Raw genomic sequence first — 18,477 nt, forward strand, 5'->3', positions numbered from 1 at the left:
ATCAAACCTTCAAGGTTTTTAAAACCTTGAAGGTTTCATTTTCAACGCTTCCTTTCGGAGAGACAAGGGGCTTACATTATCAACACATAAAACAATCACGACGCTCATCAAGGGACACGCACGGAAATCGGAAATCGGCCTAGCCAATGGTTAAAAACGTTCATCGTCTTGTGTCTTGATACTGATGTCTTAATACTTTTTTAAAATATATGAAAAACAAGCTTTTACTCACGCTAATCCTATGGCTCACCCTACTGGGGAGCGCATGGGCGCAGGGGAACGCCCTGCACTTCGATGGCAGCAACGACTACGTTGACCTGCCCGATTTTACAACCACACACGATTTCTCACAGGGTTTCACCTTTACCGCATGGGTAAAGTGGGATGCCTTTACGGGAAATGCCCGCGTGTTTGAGATAGGCAACGGCTCGGGTAATGTAAACAACAGCATTATTCTGCGTACCGATGCGTCATCAGGAACGTTGATTTTTCAATGCGCCAGTGGAACCACCAATTCGGAAATAAAGACCGATGCCGCGGTGGTTACGGCAGATACTTGGCACCACGTCGCTGCAACCATTAGCAGCACAGGTGATGCTACCATTTATATAGATGGAGCCGCAGTGAAAAGCGGGAGCATTTCCATTCCCCAAAATGTTACCCGCGCCAACAATTGGCTGGGCAAAAGCGCATGGTCTGTTGACAATTACTTCAAGGGCACCATGGACGAGGTAAGCATTTGGCACAAAGCCCTTACACCGACTGAGATTGAAACCATTAAGCAAGCCTCTCCCACAGGAAACGAAGATAAAATTATTGCCTACTACAACTTTAACCAAACTACAGGAACCACCCTTACCGATGCCACAACCAACGCAAAGCACGGTACGCTAAAGGATTTTGCCGTAACTGGTGCAACATCCAACTGGGTAGTGGGTTACACACCTCCAACACCCCCAGCGGCTAACAACGCCCTGCACTTCGATGGCACTTCCGACTACGTTCAGTGCCCTGCCGTTAACCCCGCCACCTTCACCATGGAGGCGTGGGTGTACCCAACGCAGCTAAACCGTGACCAAGCGGTTATCTCCACGCTGAGCGTGGCTAACGCATCAGGCATGGAACTGCATGTTGCCAGCGACAACAAACCCTTAGTAACCATTCGCAATGGGAGTAACTGGCTCGACGTGAAGGCCACCTCAACCGTAGCCATTAACACGTGGACGCACTTGGCAGCCACCTACAACGGCGGCACTGTGAAGCTCTACATTAACGGCGCAGAGGCAGCTACAGCAGCCGCCACAAGCTACGCTCCCGGAACCAGCAACCTGTTCATTGGCCGACGACCCGATAACGAGGAGAAACGCTTTGCCGGGCGTATCGACGAGGTACGTATATGGAACGTAGTTCGCACGCAAACCGAAATCGCTGCCGCCAAGGACAACCCGCTTACCGGCACCGAAAGCAGCCTGCTTGCCTACTACAACTTTAATCAGGGTACGGCAACTGGCAGCAATAGCGGAATTACCACACTAACCGATGCCACTACCAACGCAAAGCACGGTACGCTAAACGGGTTTGCCCTTACCGGTTCTACCTCCAACTGGGTGGAGGGCTTTGTGGCGGGTACCACGCCAACCTACAACCTCTCCGCCACCCCCACCACGCTTACGCTCGATGCGGCCAGCGGCAGCAACGGTAGTATTACTATCACCTCAAACACCGCTTGGACTATTAGCGGCAGCGCCGACTGGCTCGAGCTGAGCGCTATCTCAGGTAGCGGTAACGGCAGCATAACCCTTACCGCGTTAAGCGAAAATTCAGCAACAACTGAACGTACGGCTTCATTTACCCTTATGGGTACAGGCATTACTGAACCCATTACCATCGCCGTAGCACAGTCGCCTATAGTCTCGGTTATCATTACTAAAACCGATGCCTCCGTTATTACCAGCAAAGGAAACACGTTGCAGGAAGCCATTGTAACCACTATCCTAAACGAAATTAAAAAAATTGAGGTCATTAATGGAAAAGTTATTGCGTCCGATTGGCGTTGGTTTTACGATAATAAGAGTAGCCTAACTGATATTACGCATTTAACCATAGGTAACAGCGTTACTTCAGTGGCAAATATCCCCAACCTAGCAGATTGGGAAGGACGATCTTATTTTGGCTCTCAATTAGAAGAGGTAATCATTCACAAAATTGATGGGATTGGCAACTATGCTTTTAGCGCTTGTTCAAATCTAACTAAAGCATACCTCCCGGATACAAGATATGTAGGAGACAGATCATTTTTACAATGTACTAAGCTTAATACAAATTTGCACATCCCAAAACTTATTGGTATCGACGAGGCTGCTTTTGCATTATGTTCTTCTATTGAAGAATTCGATTTACCGAATTTAGAGTATATCAATAAATTATCTTTTTCATCTTGCACGAACCTAAAAAAAATAAGCCTTCCAAAAATCACCAGTATCCCCTATCGAACATTTTACAGCTGCAGCAATCTTACATACATGGCACTGGGAGCCAACCCTCCGAAGGTTGGTTCTGAAGTTTTTAATTATGCTAAATCGCCCCGCTACCTAACCCTTGCCGATGCCAACGGGAACCTGCTTACCGGCACGGAGTTGGAGAATGCCCGGACATCCTATAAGGCCGTGGATGATGGCAACACCACCGACAACCTCTGGTTTGGTTGTACTATTGACCGCCAGCCATACAAACTTGTTGTTAATGAGCCAGAGAACGGCACTCTTACCGCCGGCACTCCCGATGAAATGGTGTTTGGGGGCTACCCCGCAGGGACAACCATAAACGTAACTGCCACGCCAAGCTATGGGTATAAGCTCGCCAACGGCAGCCCCAGAGCTTATAAAACTGGCAACGAAAATATTATACAAGGTATTGAGAACAATAAGTTCGAAATGCCTAACGATAATATTACGGTTACAGCCACCTTTGAGCCCAAGCTATCAGCCTCTGCCAACACTGTTACGCTGGGCAAAGAGGCAGAGCAATCGCAATCTGTTACCATAACGTGCGATGGTAATTATGAAATTACCAATATCGAAGAAAGTCCAGATTGGCTGCAAGTTGGCTTTTTAACTATGGGAGAAACTAGAGAACTGATTTTTACCACTAAAAGAGCCAACCCCTGGGGCTTTGAGCGCGAGGTGGTGTTTACCCTCACGGCTGCGGAAGCTAACGATATTACCATTACCGTGAAGCAGGAGGCTGCCCCGGAGGTGTTTACCGTTTCCAAAACCCAAGCCACACTAGGATACCAGCAGGGCAGCACCGATATTATTACCATTACTAATAATATCCCCTGGAGCGCTAGCACCGCACCCTACTCGCACCTATTCTCTGTTTCGCCCACCGAGGGGGCAGGGAATGCCGAGCTAACCATTACCGCCCTAACCGAGAATACCGGCTTAACGGATATATACGGAGTGATTAGCGTTAATGGCGAAACCTATCCCATTACGCAGCGCTTCAACGCCAAGGAACTCTCCATTTCGCAAACCGATATACTCGTTGGCAAGGAGGCGGGCAGCTCCGTGCAGGTGCAGGTTACATCCGGCACCGATTGGCAGTTCGATAACATAAACGGGCACTTTTATTGTGAACCCGCATACGGCACCGGCAATGCCACCGTTACCATCACGGCAAACAACTCTGTATTGGGATATCGAAACAACGTTTCTACGCCCCTGCTAACGGGAGCCGACGCCTACCCAGTGCAGCTACGCATTACCCAAAAATCGGACTACATGCCGCTGGGCGACGGAACGGCTGCAAACCCATTCCAAATATCCACTCTGGACAACCTGCGGTGGATGTCGGAGAACCTGGACTATGAGTCGCCCTACCTGCGCTCCCACTACGTGCTAACCAACGATATTGATGCACAGGAAACCCACAACTGGCCCGACGGCTTCCGGGCAATTAGCATGAGTAATACAAACTATTTTGCCGGAACATTCAACGGCAAGGGCTACGCCATTAGCAACCTCTTAGGGTACGGACTGTTCTATAAAACTGCCCCCGAAGCCCGTATCGATAGCCTGGCGCTGGTTAACATCCTGGTAAAAGGAGCCGGCTGTGCAGGGCTGGTTAGTTATAACGAGGGTACCATTAATGCCTGCTACGTAACCGGGTATATGACAGGAAGTGGTATGGGAATGCTGGCTTGTAAAAACTCTGGTACCATAAGCAACTGCTACACTTCGGGTTTTATTGCCGGAGACAATTTAGCGGGTTTATGCTTTGGAAACTCTGGCACAATTTCGGGGAGCTACACAGCGGTTGGAAGCCTTTACGGAATGTATAACGATGGGTTTGTGTGGCAAAACGATGGCACTGCCCACGGCTACTTTAATAAGGAGCTATTTACCGATACCAATTCCCCAGCTATTGGCCTAACAACTGCCCAGATGCAGCAGCAGGCAAATTTTGAGGGCTGGGACTTTACCAATGTGTGGAGCATGACTGAGGGCAAATCGTTCCCACGCCTGCAAGGGGTGTACAACTACCCGTTGCTGCTGCCCACATACCCCATCGACGGCATACCTAACGTACCATACTACGCAAATATTGAAATAGTGGAGATGGATTACCCCGTGGCATCGGTTGAGCTCACCAAGGCACCCGAGGGGATGGAGCTAATCGATCGGTTTATTGATTGGACTCCAACGACAGGTGGACAGTACGATGTAACCATTACCATTACCGACACCAATGGCAAAGCGGTGGCCTACACCTACACAATAACAGTGGAGCTGTGGGGCGAAGGCACCGAGGCCAACCCATACCTTATACACACCATTGCCGAGCTCGACATGATGCGCCAAATGCAGCCATACACCCACTTCCTGCTAATGAACGACCTGGACTTTGCCGGCACCAAGTACGCCTACAACCCCCAATACCCTGAGGCTACCGGATGGCAACCCATAGGCAATTCAGAAGACCATTATTTCCGTAGCCATTTCAATGGCAACGGGCATATAATTAAAAACCTGTACATTAAACAACCCTATGGTGGTAACCTTGGGCTATTTGGCCCTTGTTACAAGGCTACCATTAAAAATTTGGGGCTTGTTGATGTTAATATCACCGGACATCACCAATGCGGTGGCATTACCGGGCTACTAGATAATTCAACCATTACCGGCTGCTACGTTACGGGCAGCGTAAAGGGTAATAGCTCCATTGGCGGGCTGGTAGGTGAAAGCAAGGATTCGCAGGTAGCCAAATGCTATGCCAACGCAACGGTTAAGGGCGATATGTTCGTGGGAGGGCTTATTGGCTATAATAATGCTGCATCGCTAAGCAACAGCTACGCCGCCGGCACTGTTAGCGGCAGGAAGCATGTGGGCGGGCTGCTTGGTGCAGGCGAACCCGACTTCACTAGCTGCTACTCTGTTAGCGTGGCAACCGACTCGGCCGCCTACAGGGGACTATTCGGAGATGTATCGGGAAGCTCTATAATCAACAATTACTACCTGCTGGAGGGCAATGCCGATGTTACCAACTTTGAGGGCACACGCCTTACCGCACAGCAGCTTATGCAGCAGGCCAGCTTTACCGATTGGGACTTTACCGATACCTGGCAAATTACCGAGGGACAAACCCTGCCCCGCCTGCGCGGCATGTACAACCACCCCGTGGTGCTACCCGTAGCCGATACTGCCCAAATAAACAAACCCTACACCCACACCCTGCGTGTGGTAGGTATGGACAATACGGTAGCCTCGGTTAGCATTAGCGGCGTGGAGGGCATGACCCTAAGCGAAACCGACAACACCCTTACCTGGACCCCCGACAACGCCAACGAGCCTACGCTTACCGTTACCGCCACCGATGCAAACGGCGCAGTAACCCACCATAGGCAGCGCATTGCGGTTATCCCTTTCGATGGCGAGGGTACCATAGATAACCCCTACAAGATAACCACCATTGCCCAGCTAAACGCCGTGCGCAGCTACAGCGACAAGTGCTTTATACTGATGAACGACCTCAACTTCGATGGCAGCGAGTACTCCAAGGCCAACAGCCAAAAGGGATGGCTACCCATTGAGAAGTTTACGGGCATGCTCTATGGCAAGAACCATGTAATAAAGAACCTGTACATAAACCGCATCGAAATGGAGAGTACAGGCCTATTCGGTATTATCGAGAATGCATACATCACCGAACTTGGCCTTGCCGGCGTTCATATTCAAGGAGGTGATAAGACTGGCGCAATATGCGGAGAGAGTTCAATCTCTACAATAACCCGATCCTACGTAAGCGGTACTATACATGGCTCCGATGTTAACACCGGTGGCCTTGCGGGCTACAGCCAGAGCTCAACAATAACCAATTGTTACAACACCGCCAGCATTTATGCCAGCGGAGGATACCTGGGAGGTATTGCAGGTGTTAATTTATATGGCAATATTGGGTATTGCTATAATGGCGGCATGCTTTTCAATGATGAAATGGGTTTTACCGGTGCTATTGTGGGAAGAGATGATGACGGGATTTATGACAGTACCCTATTTGATGGTGATATAAACCCCGGAGTTGCTGCTTGTGGCGAGACTTCTGGACCACACGGTTATTTAACTGAATTCACCACCGAGGGCATGAAGCAAGCGGCAAACTTTATCTCTTGGGATTTTAATAGTATCTGGCAAATACGCGAGGGGCAAACCTACCCTGCGCATCGCTCCAAAAACAACGCTCCCTTTGCCTTTGCCGAGGAGATACACGTTGGCGCACGCCAAAGCATTACCAACCTGCTTGCCAACGACTACGACTACGAAACCCTACAGGAGAAACTGGTACTTAGGGTTCTTAGCATGGATGGCCCCGGGGAGATTACCCAAAACAGCTGCTTTGCATTCCCCGCAGGCACCGCCACCGGCACTACCACAAAGCTTAAGTACATGGTGGGCGAAGTTACCGCCCCCGGCGACACCCTTTGGGGAGGACAGGCCGTGGCAACCATGATTAAAAAAGAAAACCAGGAACCGGAGTCAGTCTATCTTACAGTTACCATTGATGAGGACAGCACCCTTGAAGAGTTCGATGCGCTTAGCACGGCCAGCGACCCCGATGGCGACTACCTGACTATCCTCTGTCTGTTAGACTACTATACATTGCACGGTACAGCAGCCATTGTGAATAACCGCATCACCTACAAGCCCAATGCCAACTACCACGGAGTGGACGATATCGCCTTCGCTATTACCGATGGTGATCACACATCTGGAGGCTTTATTAACATTACGATAAGCCCTGTGAACGATGCACCAGTACTTACAGCCGTTGCCAACAAAACCATTAAGGAGGGCGAAACCCTTACCCTTACCATGGACGATGTGACCGCCACCGATGCCGAGGGCGACGAACTTTCGCTAGTAATTGCCAATGGCGAGAACTACACCGTGAACGGCACCACCATAACCCCAGCCAATGGCTTTACGGGTGTACTTAGCGTGGGCATATCGGTTACCGATGGCGAGCTAACATCCAACCAAATGGTGATGACCGTTACCGTTACCCCCGCAACGGGAATAGACGATAACATCACCGCAACCGTAAGCGCATACCCCAATCCATTTACCGATTACGTGGTAATTGAGAGCGAGGAGCCGATCCACAGCGTATCGTTTATTAACATCCTAGGCAAAACCGTGCAGCACACAAGTATGCCCCAAGCACAAATATCAACACAAAATCTGCTACCGGGTATCTACCTGATTAAAGTAGACTTTGCAAAAGGCAAACCTGTGGTGATACGAATGGTTAAGCAGTAAACAGCAAACAATTTGCAGCCCCCTAAATGGGTAAAACGTGTAGGGGGCTGCTTTTTTACCAATAATAAACCCAATTAAAAACTAGTAATTATGAAGTACAAATTAGTAGAGAAGGGCAATCCCCAAAAGCCCGATGCACCAAAAAAATGGTATCCAAACCCCGTAAATCTGGGGATTATAAGCAAAGCGCAAATCAGCAAGGAAATATCGGGACGCTCGTCGCTCACAGCAGGCGACATCAGCAACGTGATAGAAAACCTTATTGAGGAGCTGCCAAAATACCTGATAGCCGGCAACAGCGTTAAGCTGGGCGAGTTTGGCACGTTCCGCCTATCCATATCGGGCGAGGGCAGCGACACCAAGGAGGGCTACAGCGCATCGAATATCAAAAGCGCAAAGGTGATATTTACACCCGGCACCGAGCTTAAAAAGGCACTTGACGCCATACACTACGAAAAGGCCGATTAACATAGCATCAGCAGAAGGAGGGTATTTCCGACCGTACGGAGTAAAAATTCCAACCGCACAGAATTTTTACTCCGACCGCACGGCGGCAAATCGCCCTCCGCCTGCCGTTGCATTTTAGAATTCAGCATACGAATGCAACCAACAACCCCAAAGGGGTGGAATATTAATAACCCCGGGTGACAACCCGGGGTTAACAACGCCCCCACACCCTTACCAGAGCCCTGACGGGGCTCAACAAGAAGACAAAACAACATCTAACGAAATAATAAATGAAACAAAAACTTCTACTCACACTAGTCCTATGGCTCGCCCTACTAGGGAGCGCATGGGCGCAGAGCAACAACTCCCTGCACTTCGATGGCATAGATGACTACATGCCAGGGCCCGCAATTCATTCCACCACGTTCACTTTGGAGGCGTGGGTTTACCCCACCGCATTGGGAAAAGACCAGGCAATAATATCTACGCTGAGCGAATCGGAAAAGAATGGCATGGAGTTACACATTGGTCCCGACAATATTCCAGTAATTACAGTTCGCAATGGCAACGAATGTCTTGATGTAAAGGGGAAAACCATTGTTACTGCCAATAAATGGACACATATAGCTGCAACCTATGACGGTACAAATGTTTCTATTTACGTAAACGGCGCACTGGAAAAATCAACAAAAGGCACACATACAATTGGTTCGAAGGTTCATGTAATTGGTCGCAGGTTATCGCCAGGCGGGTTATACTTTAACGGTCGTATCGACGAGGTGCGCATTTGGAGCACCGCACGCACCCAAACCCAAATTGTAGAAACGATGACAAGCATTCCTACCGGATCCGATTTACTTGTCTATTACAACTTTAACGTAGGCACGGCGGGCGGAAACAACAAAGACGACTGGTTTCATTACGATAATAGCGGCAACCGAAGGAACAGCGCTCTAAACAACTTTGCCTTAACCGGCGAAACATCCAACTGGGTGGAGGGATACACCATAACCCATTCCGCTTCTCCTGCCGAGATAGTTATTGAACGCACAAGCGGCAGCACGGCAACTTTCAACATAATATCAAATACTTCATGGAGCATTGTTGATGCTGCCGACTGGTTAGACCTTGAAGTAACTTCGGGTACAGGCACATCCGTTATTAACCTAACAACCAACGAAGCCAACACCACCGGAGCACCACGTAGTATTCAGCTGGTTATTGCGGGAGACAATGTTGACGATGCCACAGTAACCGTTATTCAAAAAACAAAAAGCATTAGCGCTTCACAAGACCAACTCAAGATTGGTATAGCCGAGGGTAGTACTGCCACTTTTGATGTATTGGCTAATGTAGATTGGTCAATAACAGGAATACCCGATTGGCTAAGCCTTAGCCAGGAGACAGGAACCGGCAATACCACTATTACCGTTACTGCTTTAAACACCAACACCACAGTATCCGAACGCCTGGCTACACTTACCATTACCGGTGTGGACGTAACTATGCCTATTAATGTTAATGTCGTACAAACGCCTCAACACTCGGTTACCATTACCAAAACTGATGCCTCCGTTATTGTCAACTCAGGAACCTCTCTACAGGAAGCCATTGGAACAATGCCCCTTGCCGAGGTGCAAAAACTGGAAATTACCGCCGGCGCTGTTACTGCATCCGACTGGCAATGGATTTCCAATAACCGTGGAAGTTTAAGCAGCCTAACCCACTTTACCATTACCGATGGGATAACTGAGGTATCGACCACCCGCGCAAAGTTTAATAAAATCTTCAACAGTAACATTGAACATGTTAGCATATATGGCATAACCGAAATTCAAATTGAAGATTTCAAGGACTACAATAAGCTAAAGTCCGTAAGCTTCCCCGAGGTTACAACTATAGGGGATAAAGCCTTTTTGAACTGTAAAGCCCTTGGCTCAATCAATTCTCCACTGGTTACAAACATAGGATACAATGCGTTTTCTTCCTGCACAGCTCTTAGCTCTGCCCATTTCCCTTTGGTTACTAATATTGGACGCAGTGCGTTTGCTAGCAGCTCTGCTCTTACTAGTATCGATTTCCCTTTGGTAACCAGCATTGAGACAGGAACTTTTATGGGCTGCACTTCCCTTCTCTCCGCAAATATCCCTTTGGCAACAAGTATTGGAAGTTCTGCGTTCTACAAATGCAATGTTCTTGCCGAAGCCAATTTCCCTTTGGTTACAATTTTAGGAACAAATGTGTTTGAAGAATGCAAGTCCCTTACTTCCGTCAGTTTCCCTTTGGCTACTAGTATAAATAAACAAGCTTTTAGATATTGCGAAGCCCTTGAGTCAATCCATATCCCTTTAGCTACAAGTATTGGAGAATCAGCATTTTCCTATTGCAAGCTCCTTGGCTCAGCCGATTTTCCACTAGTTAAAAGTATAGGGGTACAAGCTTTTAATAAATGTACAGCCCTTACTTCTGCTAGCTTCCCATTGGCTACAACCATAGAGCCTTATACTTTTTATGAATGTAATAATCTTAGCTCCGTTCACATCCCTTTGGCTACAAGCATTGGAGATTATGCGTTTAGCAACTGCTTTTCCCTTACTTCCGCCAACTTCCCTTTGGTTAACAGCATTGGCAGTCATTCATTTATTAACGGAGTAGCCCTTACTTCCGCTAACTTCCCTTTGGTTACTAGTGTAGGAACTGCTGCTTTTTATAATTGCCAGAAACTCAGTTCTATCAGCATCCCTATAGTCACAAGTATTGGAGAACATGCATTTTACTCCTGCTTACCCCTTAGCTCCATCAGCATCCCTATGGCTACAAGTATTGGAGACTATGCTTTTAGCGGTTTCTTAGCCCTTAAAGATATAATACTTGGTGCTACACCACCCTACGTATTTAGTGTTAATTCCTTTAATCTCTGTCCAGAAACCCGCTACCTTACTATTGCCAATGCCTCCGGCAGCGAGCTTACCAATGCCTACGCCGCCTACAAGGCAGCAGCTGACGACAATACCACCGACAACCTGTGGTATGGCTGGCAGATTGAGAATACCGTCGAACGCCAAGCCATTAGCGCTCATGAGGATTTTACCGTGGGAGGGCATAGCCTTTCGCCCACAGGGCTTATGCCAATAGGCGTTACCATACCGCTGTCGGCAGCACCTGCTGTTGGTTATATTATGGTGCCCGGCAGCCTTGCTGCGCACAAAACCGGCGATGCAAGCACAGCCGTTTCAATAGTTAACAATGCCATCACCGTGCCTGCTTTCGACCTTACCGTAACTGCCCAGTTCGAAGGCTTACCACAAGTGTTAACTGTGGAAACTGTAGTCAACGGAACCATTACCGCCACACCTAGCGAGGGAATTGTTACTGGAACAGAGATTACGCTGACCACAAACCCTGCCGATGGCTACAAGTTGGTAGATAATAGCCTACGTGCCCATAAAACAGATGACGAAACCGTAACTATTGATATTACTGACGGGAAAATTAATATGCCCGCATTCAATGTTACAGTTACTGCCGAATTCGAGGCACTGCCACAGACTCTAACAATAGAAACAGTAGCCAACGGAATCATTACCGCCACGCCAAGCGAGGATATTGTTACCGACACTGAAATTACGCTATCCACAACGCCAGCCGCAGGTTACAAGTTGACTGAAAACAGCCTGAGTGCCTACAAAACGGGCGATGAGAGCGTAACGGTTAGTATTGTTGATGGGAAATTCGTAATGCCTGCTTTTGATGTTACGGTTACTGCCGAGTTCGAGGCACTACCACAGATTCTAACAATAGAAACAGTGGCAAACGGAAGCATCACCGCCTCACCTAGCGAGGGAATTGTTACCGACACCGAAATTACGCTATCCACAACGCCTGCCGAAGGTTGCAAATTGGTTGAAAACAGTTTGCGCGCTTACAAAACGGGCGACGAAAGCGTTGCAGTGGCTATTGTTGATGGGAAATTCACAATGCCTGCCTTTGATGTTACCGTAACAGCGCAGTTCGAGGCATTGCCGCAAGTGTTAACCGTAGCAACCGTGGCCAACGGAACCATTACCGCCACGCCAAGCGAGGGCATTGTTACCGATACCGAAATTACGCTATCCACAACGCCAATCGCAGGTTACAAGTTGATTGAAAACAGCCTGCGTGCCTATAAAACAGGCGACGAGAGCATGATTGTTGAGATTGTGGATGGTAAAATAATTATGCCGGCTTACGATGTAACGGTAACCGCTGAGTTTGCACTAAGCACGGGCATCGATGCGCCCACCGCCGCAACCGTAAAAGCATACCCTAACCCATTTGCAGACTACGTGGTAATTGAGAGCGAGGAGCTAATCCGTCGCGTGTCGTTTGTGAACCTAGCCGGGCAAACCGTGCTGGTGGCAGAGGCTCCTACGGGCCGCATACAGGTGGGCTCGCTCAAGCCGGGCATCTACCTAGTTAAGGTTGATTTTGCAAAGGGCAAGCCCGTGGTGATACGAATGGTTAAGCAGTAAATACATAGGACTCCTGCCGGGATATTCCGGCAGAAGTCCTTTATTTTTACCTCCAAACCCCGAAGGGTGGAATATAATTAACCCCGGGTGGCAATCCGGGGGTAATAACGTCCCCTACATCCTTGCCAGAGCCCAGAAAGGGCTCAACAATAAGACAAAGCTACATCTAACGAAATGAATGAATGAAACAAAAACTTCTACTCACAATCACCCTATGGCTCACCCTGCTGGGAAGCGCGTGGGCACAAACAAACAATGCCCTATATTTTGATGGAACGAACGATTACGTGAGAATCAAGGCCATTAATCCCTCTAACTTTACGGTTGAAGCCTGGGTTTGCCCAACAGCGTTGGGAAAAGACCAAGCCATACTATCAACGTTGAGCACAAACTCAAATACGGGCATGGAGCTACACATCGCTTCTGACAATATCCCTGTGTTAACAATCCACGGTGGCATCGGTTTTATCGATATTAAGGGAACGACTGCTATTACCGCCAATACTTGGACTCATATAGCAGCTACCTACAATGGCTATTCTGCAAGTATATATGTCAACGGCGTTCAAACTAAATCTGTTTTGGCAAACACGTACCAAGCCGGAACGCAGGCTCTATACCTTGGTCGCAGATTAATGTCGGGTGTTCTTTTCTTTACAGGAAAAATCGACGAAGTCCGAGTATGGAACTCCTCCCGCACTCAAGCCGAGATTATTGAGGCCATGACAAGCAATCTTACCGGCACCGAAACCGGCTTGCTTGCTTATTACACTTTTAACCAAGGGATGGTCAATGGCAACAACTCTGGAGTCAACACTCTTTATGATGCTACAACAAACAGGAACAACGGCAGTCTAACCTATTTCACTCTCTCCGGCACCACATCAAACTGGGTGGAGGGATACAATTCGGACAGTTATACCGACACCATTTATGTTTACACCGACCAAATTGTTTTAGCAGATACTGCCGGTAGCAGTCAGGCATTCTTCCGTTTATTCAAACAGAAGCTGGACTATTAGCAAAACTGGCGACTGGCTGGATATTGATATTGCATCCGGTACAGGAAACGCCTCAATAATCGCTACTACCAATAGTTCCAATACAACAACAACAGATCTGAAAGCAACTCTTACCATATCAGCTCCAGGCTATCACGATATTACAATTGCAGTAACTCAATATGGAAAACCAGAAGGAAGTGGAACACAAGCCGACCCTTACCAAATAGCTTCGTTGGGGAAACTTTATTGGCTTTCGCAAAACAGTTGGGCCTGGAGTGCTTATTTTATCCAAACTACCGACATTGATGCTACCTGTACGAAAGATTGGAACAGTGGCCTTGGTTTTTCGCCTATTGGAAACAGTACAATCACAAATTTCAATGGGCATTATAATGGCAAGGGACATACTATAAAGGGGCTGTACATCAATCGTAGTGCTACTGTGAGTGTTGGTCTATTCGGCGATTGCAACAAGGCTACAATCGATAGTTTATGTGTTACCGATGCTTTTATTAAAGGGAATAAGTTTGTAGGAAGTATCGTGGGTAGAAGCAACTTATCCACCCTAAAGTGTTGCCGTGCCAGCAATGCTGTTTCAGGGAGTTGGTATATAGGTGGCTTGGTGGGATATGCCAGTGGATCCTCAAATATAAGCAACTGCTATTCTACAAGCGATGTTTCAGGAGCAAATTATGTAGGCGGGTTGGTCGGTTCTAATAACTATTATTCTCAAATAAGCAACTGCTATTCTACAGGAAATGTATCAGGAACAGATTATGTCGGTGGTTTGGCAGGCATAAACGACTACAGCACCAAAATTAGCAATTGTTATTTCACTGGTAGTGTTAAAGGTAACTCTTGCGTAGGTGGAATGGTGGGGTATAATATTTCTACCTCGAACATAGAAAACGGCTATTTTGCCGGCACTGTTTCGGGGAAAACTAATCTTGTTGGGGCTACGGCTGGGGTTAACAGTGCTAACTCCACCATAAGCAACGTGTATTGGAATTGGCAGGTATCCAAAACTTCTGATTGTGGTGAAGACAAAGGAACAACAATCAATATTACACGGCTTTCCACGGAACAGATAAAAAAACCAGCCAACCTTAACAATCTGGGCAGTTTCGAAACCGTTTGGGCAATTCGGGAAGATAGCACCTACGCCGTTTTACAGGATATAAGCAATAATGCCCCTTTTGCTTTCAATGACAATATTGGTGTAACAGGAAGAACGTCTTTACTGACTGTGTTAAACAACGATTACGATTATGAAACCCTTCAAAGCAAACTTGCCATTAAATTTACACAATTACCCAACACAGGATCAATTACCAACAAATACTATTATTCATTCCCCACTGGAACGCCGGCAGGCTCTCAAAACTCCTTTCAATACCGGGTGGGCGAGGTATTGGCACCCGGCGATACCCTTTGGGGAAACACCGCAACTGTTGTTTTGACAAAAGTGGCAAATACGGCACCCTCCGCATTAAACGATGCGGCAATAATCACCGAAGACAGCGGCACGACAACTATTGATGCGCTGGCCAACGACTCCGATGCCGATAAAGATCTTATTTCAATAAGCGGCATTGCATCAGGTTATCCTTTGCACGGCACGGCAACCATCAGCAACGGCAAAATAGATTACACCCCGGCAGCAGACTACCATGGCACAGACACCATTGCCTACATTATTTCCGATGGTGATTTAACCAACACAGCCAACGTTATCGTTACAATTACCCCCGTAAACGACACACCTGTGCTTACCGCCGTTACCGACAAAAGCATCAACAAGGGCGAAAACATCACCCTTACCATGGACGATGTTGTTGCCACGGATGTTGATGGCGACGACCTCTCGTTGGTCATTGCCCCCGGCGAGAACTACACTGTGAGTGGCAACACCATAACCCCTGCAAGTGGGTTTACGGGAACGCTTAGCGTGGGCATTTCGGTGACCGATGGTGAATTGACATCCAATGTGATGGTCATGTCCATTGAAGTCGCTTCTGCCACCGGCATGGGTGCGAATGCTCATGATGCGATGCAACTTTCCCCCAACCCCGCCACCGATCAGGTGACGCTTCACGCTACCGCCCCCGTCTCACGCGTGCAGTTTGTGAACGCGGCCGGGCAAACCGTGCTCACGCACGATGCCCCCACGGGCTCCATGGCCATTGGCGCACTCAAGCCGGGTGTTTATTTGGTGAAAGTGATCAGCACCAACGGACAGGTCGACGTGCTGCGACTGGTGAAGCAGTGATGTCACGGCATCGTTCGCGATGCATGCAGTAATAAAAAGAGGTTGTCGATGGGTATCGGCAGCCTCTTTTTGCTTTCGAATGGTTTTATGAGCATCGTTGTTTGTCTGTGAAAGCGATTTATCGCCTTTTTAGGAGTTTTTAATGAATACGGAGACACAGGGTCACTGAGTTTTATGGCTCTATGTCGAATACTATGGGTAAGCAAAATATGGAGGAACGAAATCAAACAAGGTAACTAAGCCGCCTTCGGAAATGAGCCATGTCTATCGATTCGATACACAGGAGCATGATTACTGGCGAGTTCCATCTGACCAATTAAAAACAAATAATATTCAGATGAAACAGCCATGACGGCCGTCAACCGACACACAGGAGCATGATTATACTCCTCTTAATTCGTCTAATTCGAACAATTCGCGGTTGACAAAAAAAAAGGATTGCAAATCAGCGTATTACTAAATTATAAACAGATGAAAATGGCGTTAAAAAAATCATAGGCCTGAGCGTTAAATAATCGACGAAGTCGCTTTGCGCGAGCAAAGAAAGATGCGCTGTTTGAGCTTGCGAGTTCGCAGATTTTAGTGAAGGCCTATGATTTTTAGTCATTTTACGTCAGCGGCGGCCTTTTTTAGCAGAGCTGATTTTTGCAACGTTCGGCATTGGCAAACCAGTTTGCACACTGCTCTCACTGAATGCAAAAATTGCTTACTTTTTGGGGCTGTAGCCAATTCAGCGGAGCACAGCGACGCTTAATCATGAGGGCAAATGAAAACAAACCCTTGCCGAATAAAAAGTAAGAGCCTGCCCGGCTTGAGGGCACGAAATAAATATTTGAGTATATATCAATGTCGTTTAGTTAAGAAGCTGAACTGTTCAGTGAGGCTTTGTGGTCAGTCAAGGTATTTGCCAATCACTGTTTGTACGATATATTTAAGCTACAAACACAAGTAAAAGAATAGATTAATTACCAAATGATTTCATTTTTGACGCGAGCAATACTCTTTTTGGAGGCCCCATAGGGGCCAAATATCGGTAGCATTTAGGGGATTCGTTTACCTCTCGCCCCAAACGGGGCGAAAGATGGTTTCCTAACCTTCATCTACCGAGCTTTGGTGCCCAAAGGCACCATAAAAAAGCTTGAAAAGTCTTCACTCCCTTGCGATAGCGCTCTTTCATTATATTATTTTTCTTGTTTTGGTTTAACAACAAAACATCCTCAATATTTTACCTATCATCATTCATTGTCGTTTAGTTAAGAGAAAAAGATGTCAGACAAAGAGGCCGATGATGAAATGAAAACAGATGTATAGATCCGTTCTCTTCGTTTCTTCAGTCTAATCTATCTGTCTTTAGTCTAATCATCTTTTTTTTCTTCTGTCAATCGCACTATCTTAACGACATTGGATTGTATATACTTATGATTACTCATGCGAATCTGAATAGAGCCTTACTTTTTGTATGATTTGATACTAATTGTTGTGTTGGTGGGAGGAAGAGGTCGGGTTGGCGAGGTGTGGCTTTCTGCTTGACGGGGAATGAGACGGGGCGGCGGATGTGGGTTTTTATTTGTTGTAATAAATTGGATTGTAGGGTTTTGTGGTATTTGCTTCCGTGATAGGGGAGATGGCTGTCTGTTTGATGCTAATGGGAGGTGGTTTTGAAGGGTCAGTAAGAGAGATGATTCTGTGCATTGCTATCAATGGGTATCATTCCATGGTGGTGCATGGGGTTTCGTTGGTGGTAATGGATGGATGTCGATTGTAGTGCTGTTTGGGTATCGTTTTTAGTAGTGTTGCGGGTGTCATTGATGGTAATGAATGGGTGTCATTGATGGTAATGAGTGGGTATGGTTGATCGTAATGAATGGGTATGGTTGATGGTAATGGTTGTGTGTCGGTCATGGTGGTGTTCGGATGTCGGTCATGGTAGTGTTTGGGTATCGATTATGGTAGTGCAGAGGGTATCGATCATAGTAGTGCAGTGGGTGTCGTTCCTCGTCGTGTTGTGGGTATCGTTGCTTGTCCTGCATGGGGTGTTTGTAGCAATTGATGACATTCGTGCTGTTATGGTCAAATCATTGTATGTTAGCCCATCTTGCAGCTTTCCATCCAAAATTCATTAAAAAAACACCTTTTTTCACCTCAAAATAGTCTCTTTTGCTCTATTTGCTTTTGTAATACATTGATAATCAGTGTCTGAATTTTCGAAAAATCATTTGTAGTACACAAGGGGGTATTGTATATCAGCGGTTTACATGTTTACTTTGGGGCATGTATTTCAAAGTATCCATGCGCACCAACCCCGAAACGGGAATCTATAGCGGTTATTACCGTGTTTAGTGGAGAGCTAGCGTCATTACGCTACCTTTACAAAGCGAAAATCTGTAGTACACAAATCCGAACTCGAAAATGAACAATTCATTGAAATA

General features: G+C 47.2%; 6 protein-coding genes. 5 read left to right on the top strand and 1 reads right to left on the bottom strand.

The genetic code is table 11. The features are described 5' to 3' along the window. The first annotated feature begins 209 nt into the window (after nucleotides 1-209). From LX69_RS10000 to LX69_RS10020, 5 genes are all read left to right on the top strand, one after another. Entirely contained in the window at nucleotides 210-7,817 is a 7,608-nt protein-coding gene (locus LX69_RS10000; RefSeq protein WP_111445892.1) for a LamG-like jellyroll fold domain-containing protein, read from the top strand. Nucleotides 7,818-7,907: 90 nt separating this feature from the next. Next, a complete protein-coding gene (locus tag LX69_RS10005; protein ID WP_111445893.1) occupies nucleotides 7,908-8,285 on the top strand; it encodes an HU family DNA-binding protein in 378 nt (125 codons plus the stop codon). 269 nt (nucleotides 8,286-8,554) lie between these two features. Further along, a complete protein-coding gene (locus LX69_RS10010; protein WP_111445894.1) occupies nucleotides 8,555-12,775 on the top strand; it encodes a leucine-rich repeat protein in 4,221 nt (1,406 codons plus the stop codon). A gap of 182 nt (nucleotides 12,776-12,957) precedes the next feature. After that, nucleotides 12,958-13,797, top strand: coding sequence for a LamG domain-containing protein (locus LX69_RS10015; RefSeq protein WP_111445895.1), 840 nt, complete (start codon nucleotides 12,958-12,960; stop codon nucleotides 13,795-13,797). Between the two features lie 214 nt (nucleotides 13,798-14,011). Beyond that, nucleotides 14,012-16,048 (top strand): Ig-like domain-containing protein, encoded by a 2,037-nt coding sequence (locus LX69_RS10020; protein WP_111445896.1) that lies wholly within the window; start codon nucleotides 14,012-14,014, stop codon nucleotides 16,046-16,048. 1,707 nt (nucleotides 16,049-17,755) lie between these two features. On the opposite strand, the gene LX69_RS17530 is transcribed toward LX69_RS10020, so the two are convergent. Continuing rightward, on the bottom strand, nucleotides 17,756-17,950 hold the full coding sequence (locus LX69_RS17530) for a hypothetical protein (RefSeq protein WP_146260707.1): 195 nt from the start codon (nucleotides 17,948-17,950) through the stop codon (nucleotides 17,756-17,758). Between the last annotated feature and the right edge of the window lie 527 nt (nucleotides 17,951-18,477).

Source organism: Breznakibacter xylanolyticus (assembly GCF_003254275.1).
GTDB lineage: Bacteria > Bacteroidota > Bacteroidia > Bacteroidales > Marinilabiliaceae > Breznakibacter > Breznakibacter xylanolyticus.

What these genes read in the sequence shown, in the direction of transcription:
- LX69_RS17530 (WP_146260707.1), bottom strand. Translation starts at nt 17,950, where the DNA reads ATGACCGACACACAACCATTACCATCAACCATACCCATTCATTACGAT.
- LX69_RS10015 (WP_111445895.1), top strand. Translation starts at nt 12,958, where the DNA reads ATGAAACAAAAACTTCTACTCACAATCACCCTATGGCTCACCCTGCTG.
- LX69_RS10005 (WP_111445893.1), top strand. Translation starts at nt 7,908, where the DNA reads ATGAAGTACAAATTAGTAGAGAAGGGCAATCCCCAAAAGCCCGATGCA.
- LX69_RS10010 (WP_111445894.1), top strand. Translation starts at nt 8,555, where the DNA reads ATGAAACAAAAACTTCTACTCACACTAGTCCTATGGCTCGCCCTACTA.
- LX69_RS10000 (WP_111445892.1), top strand. Translation starts at nt 210, where the DNA reads ATGAAAAACAAGCTTTTACTCACGCTAATCCTATGGCTCACCCTACTG.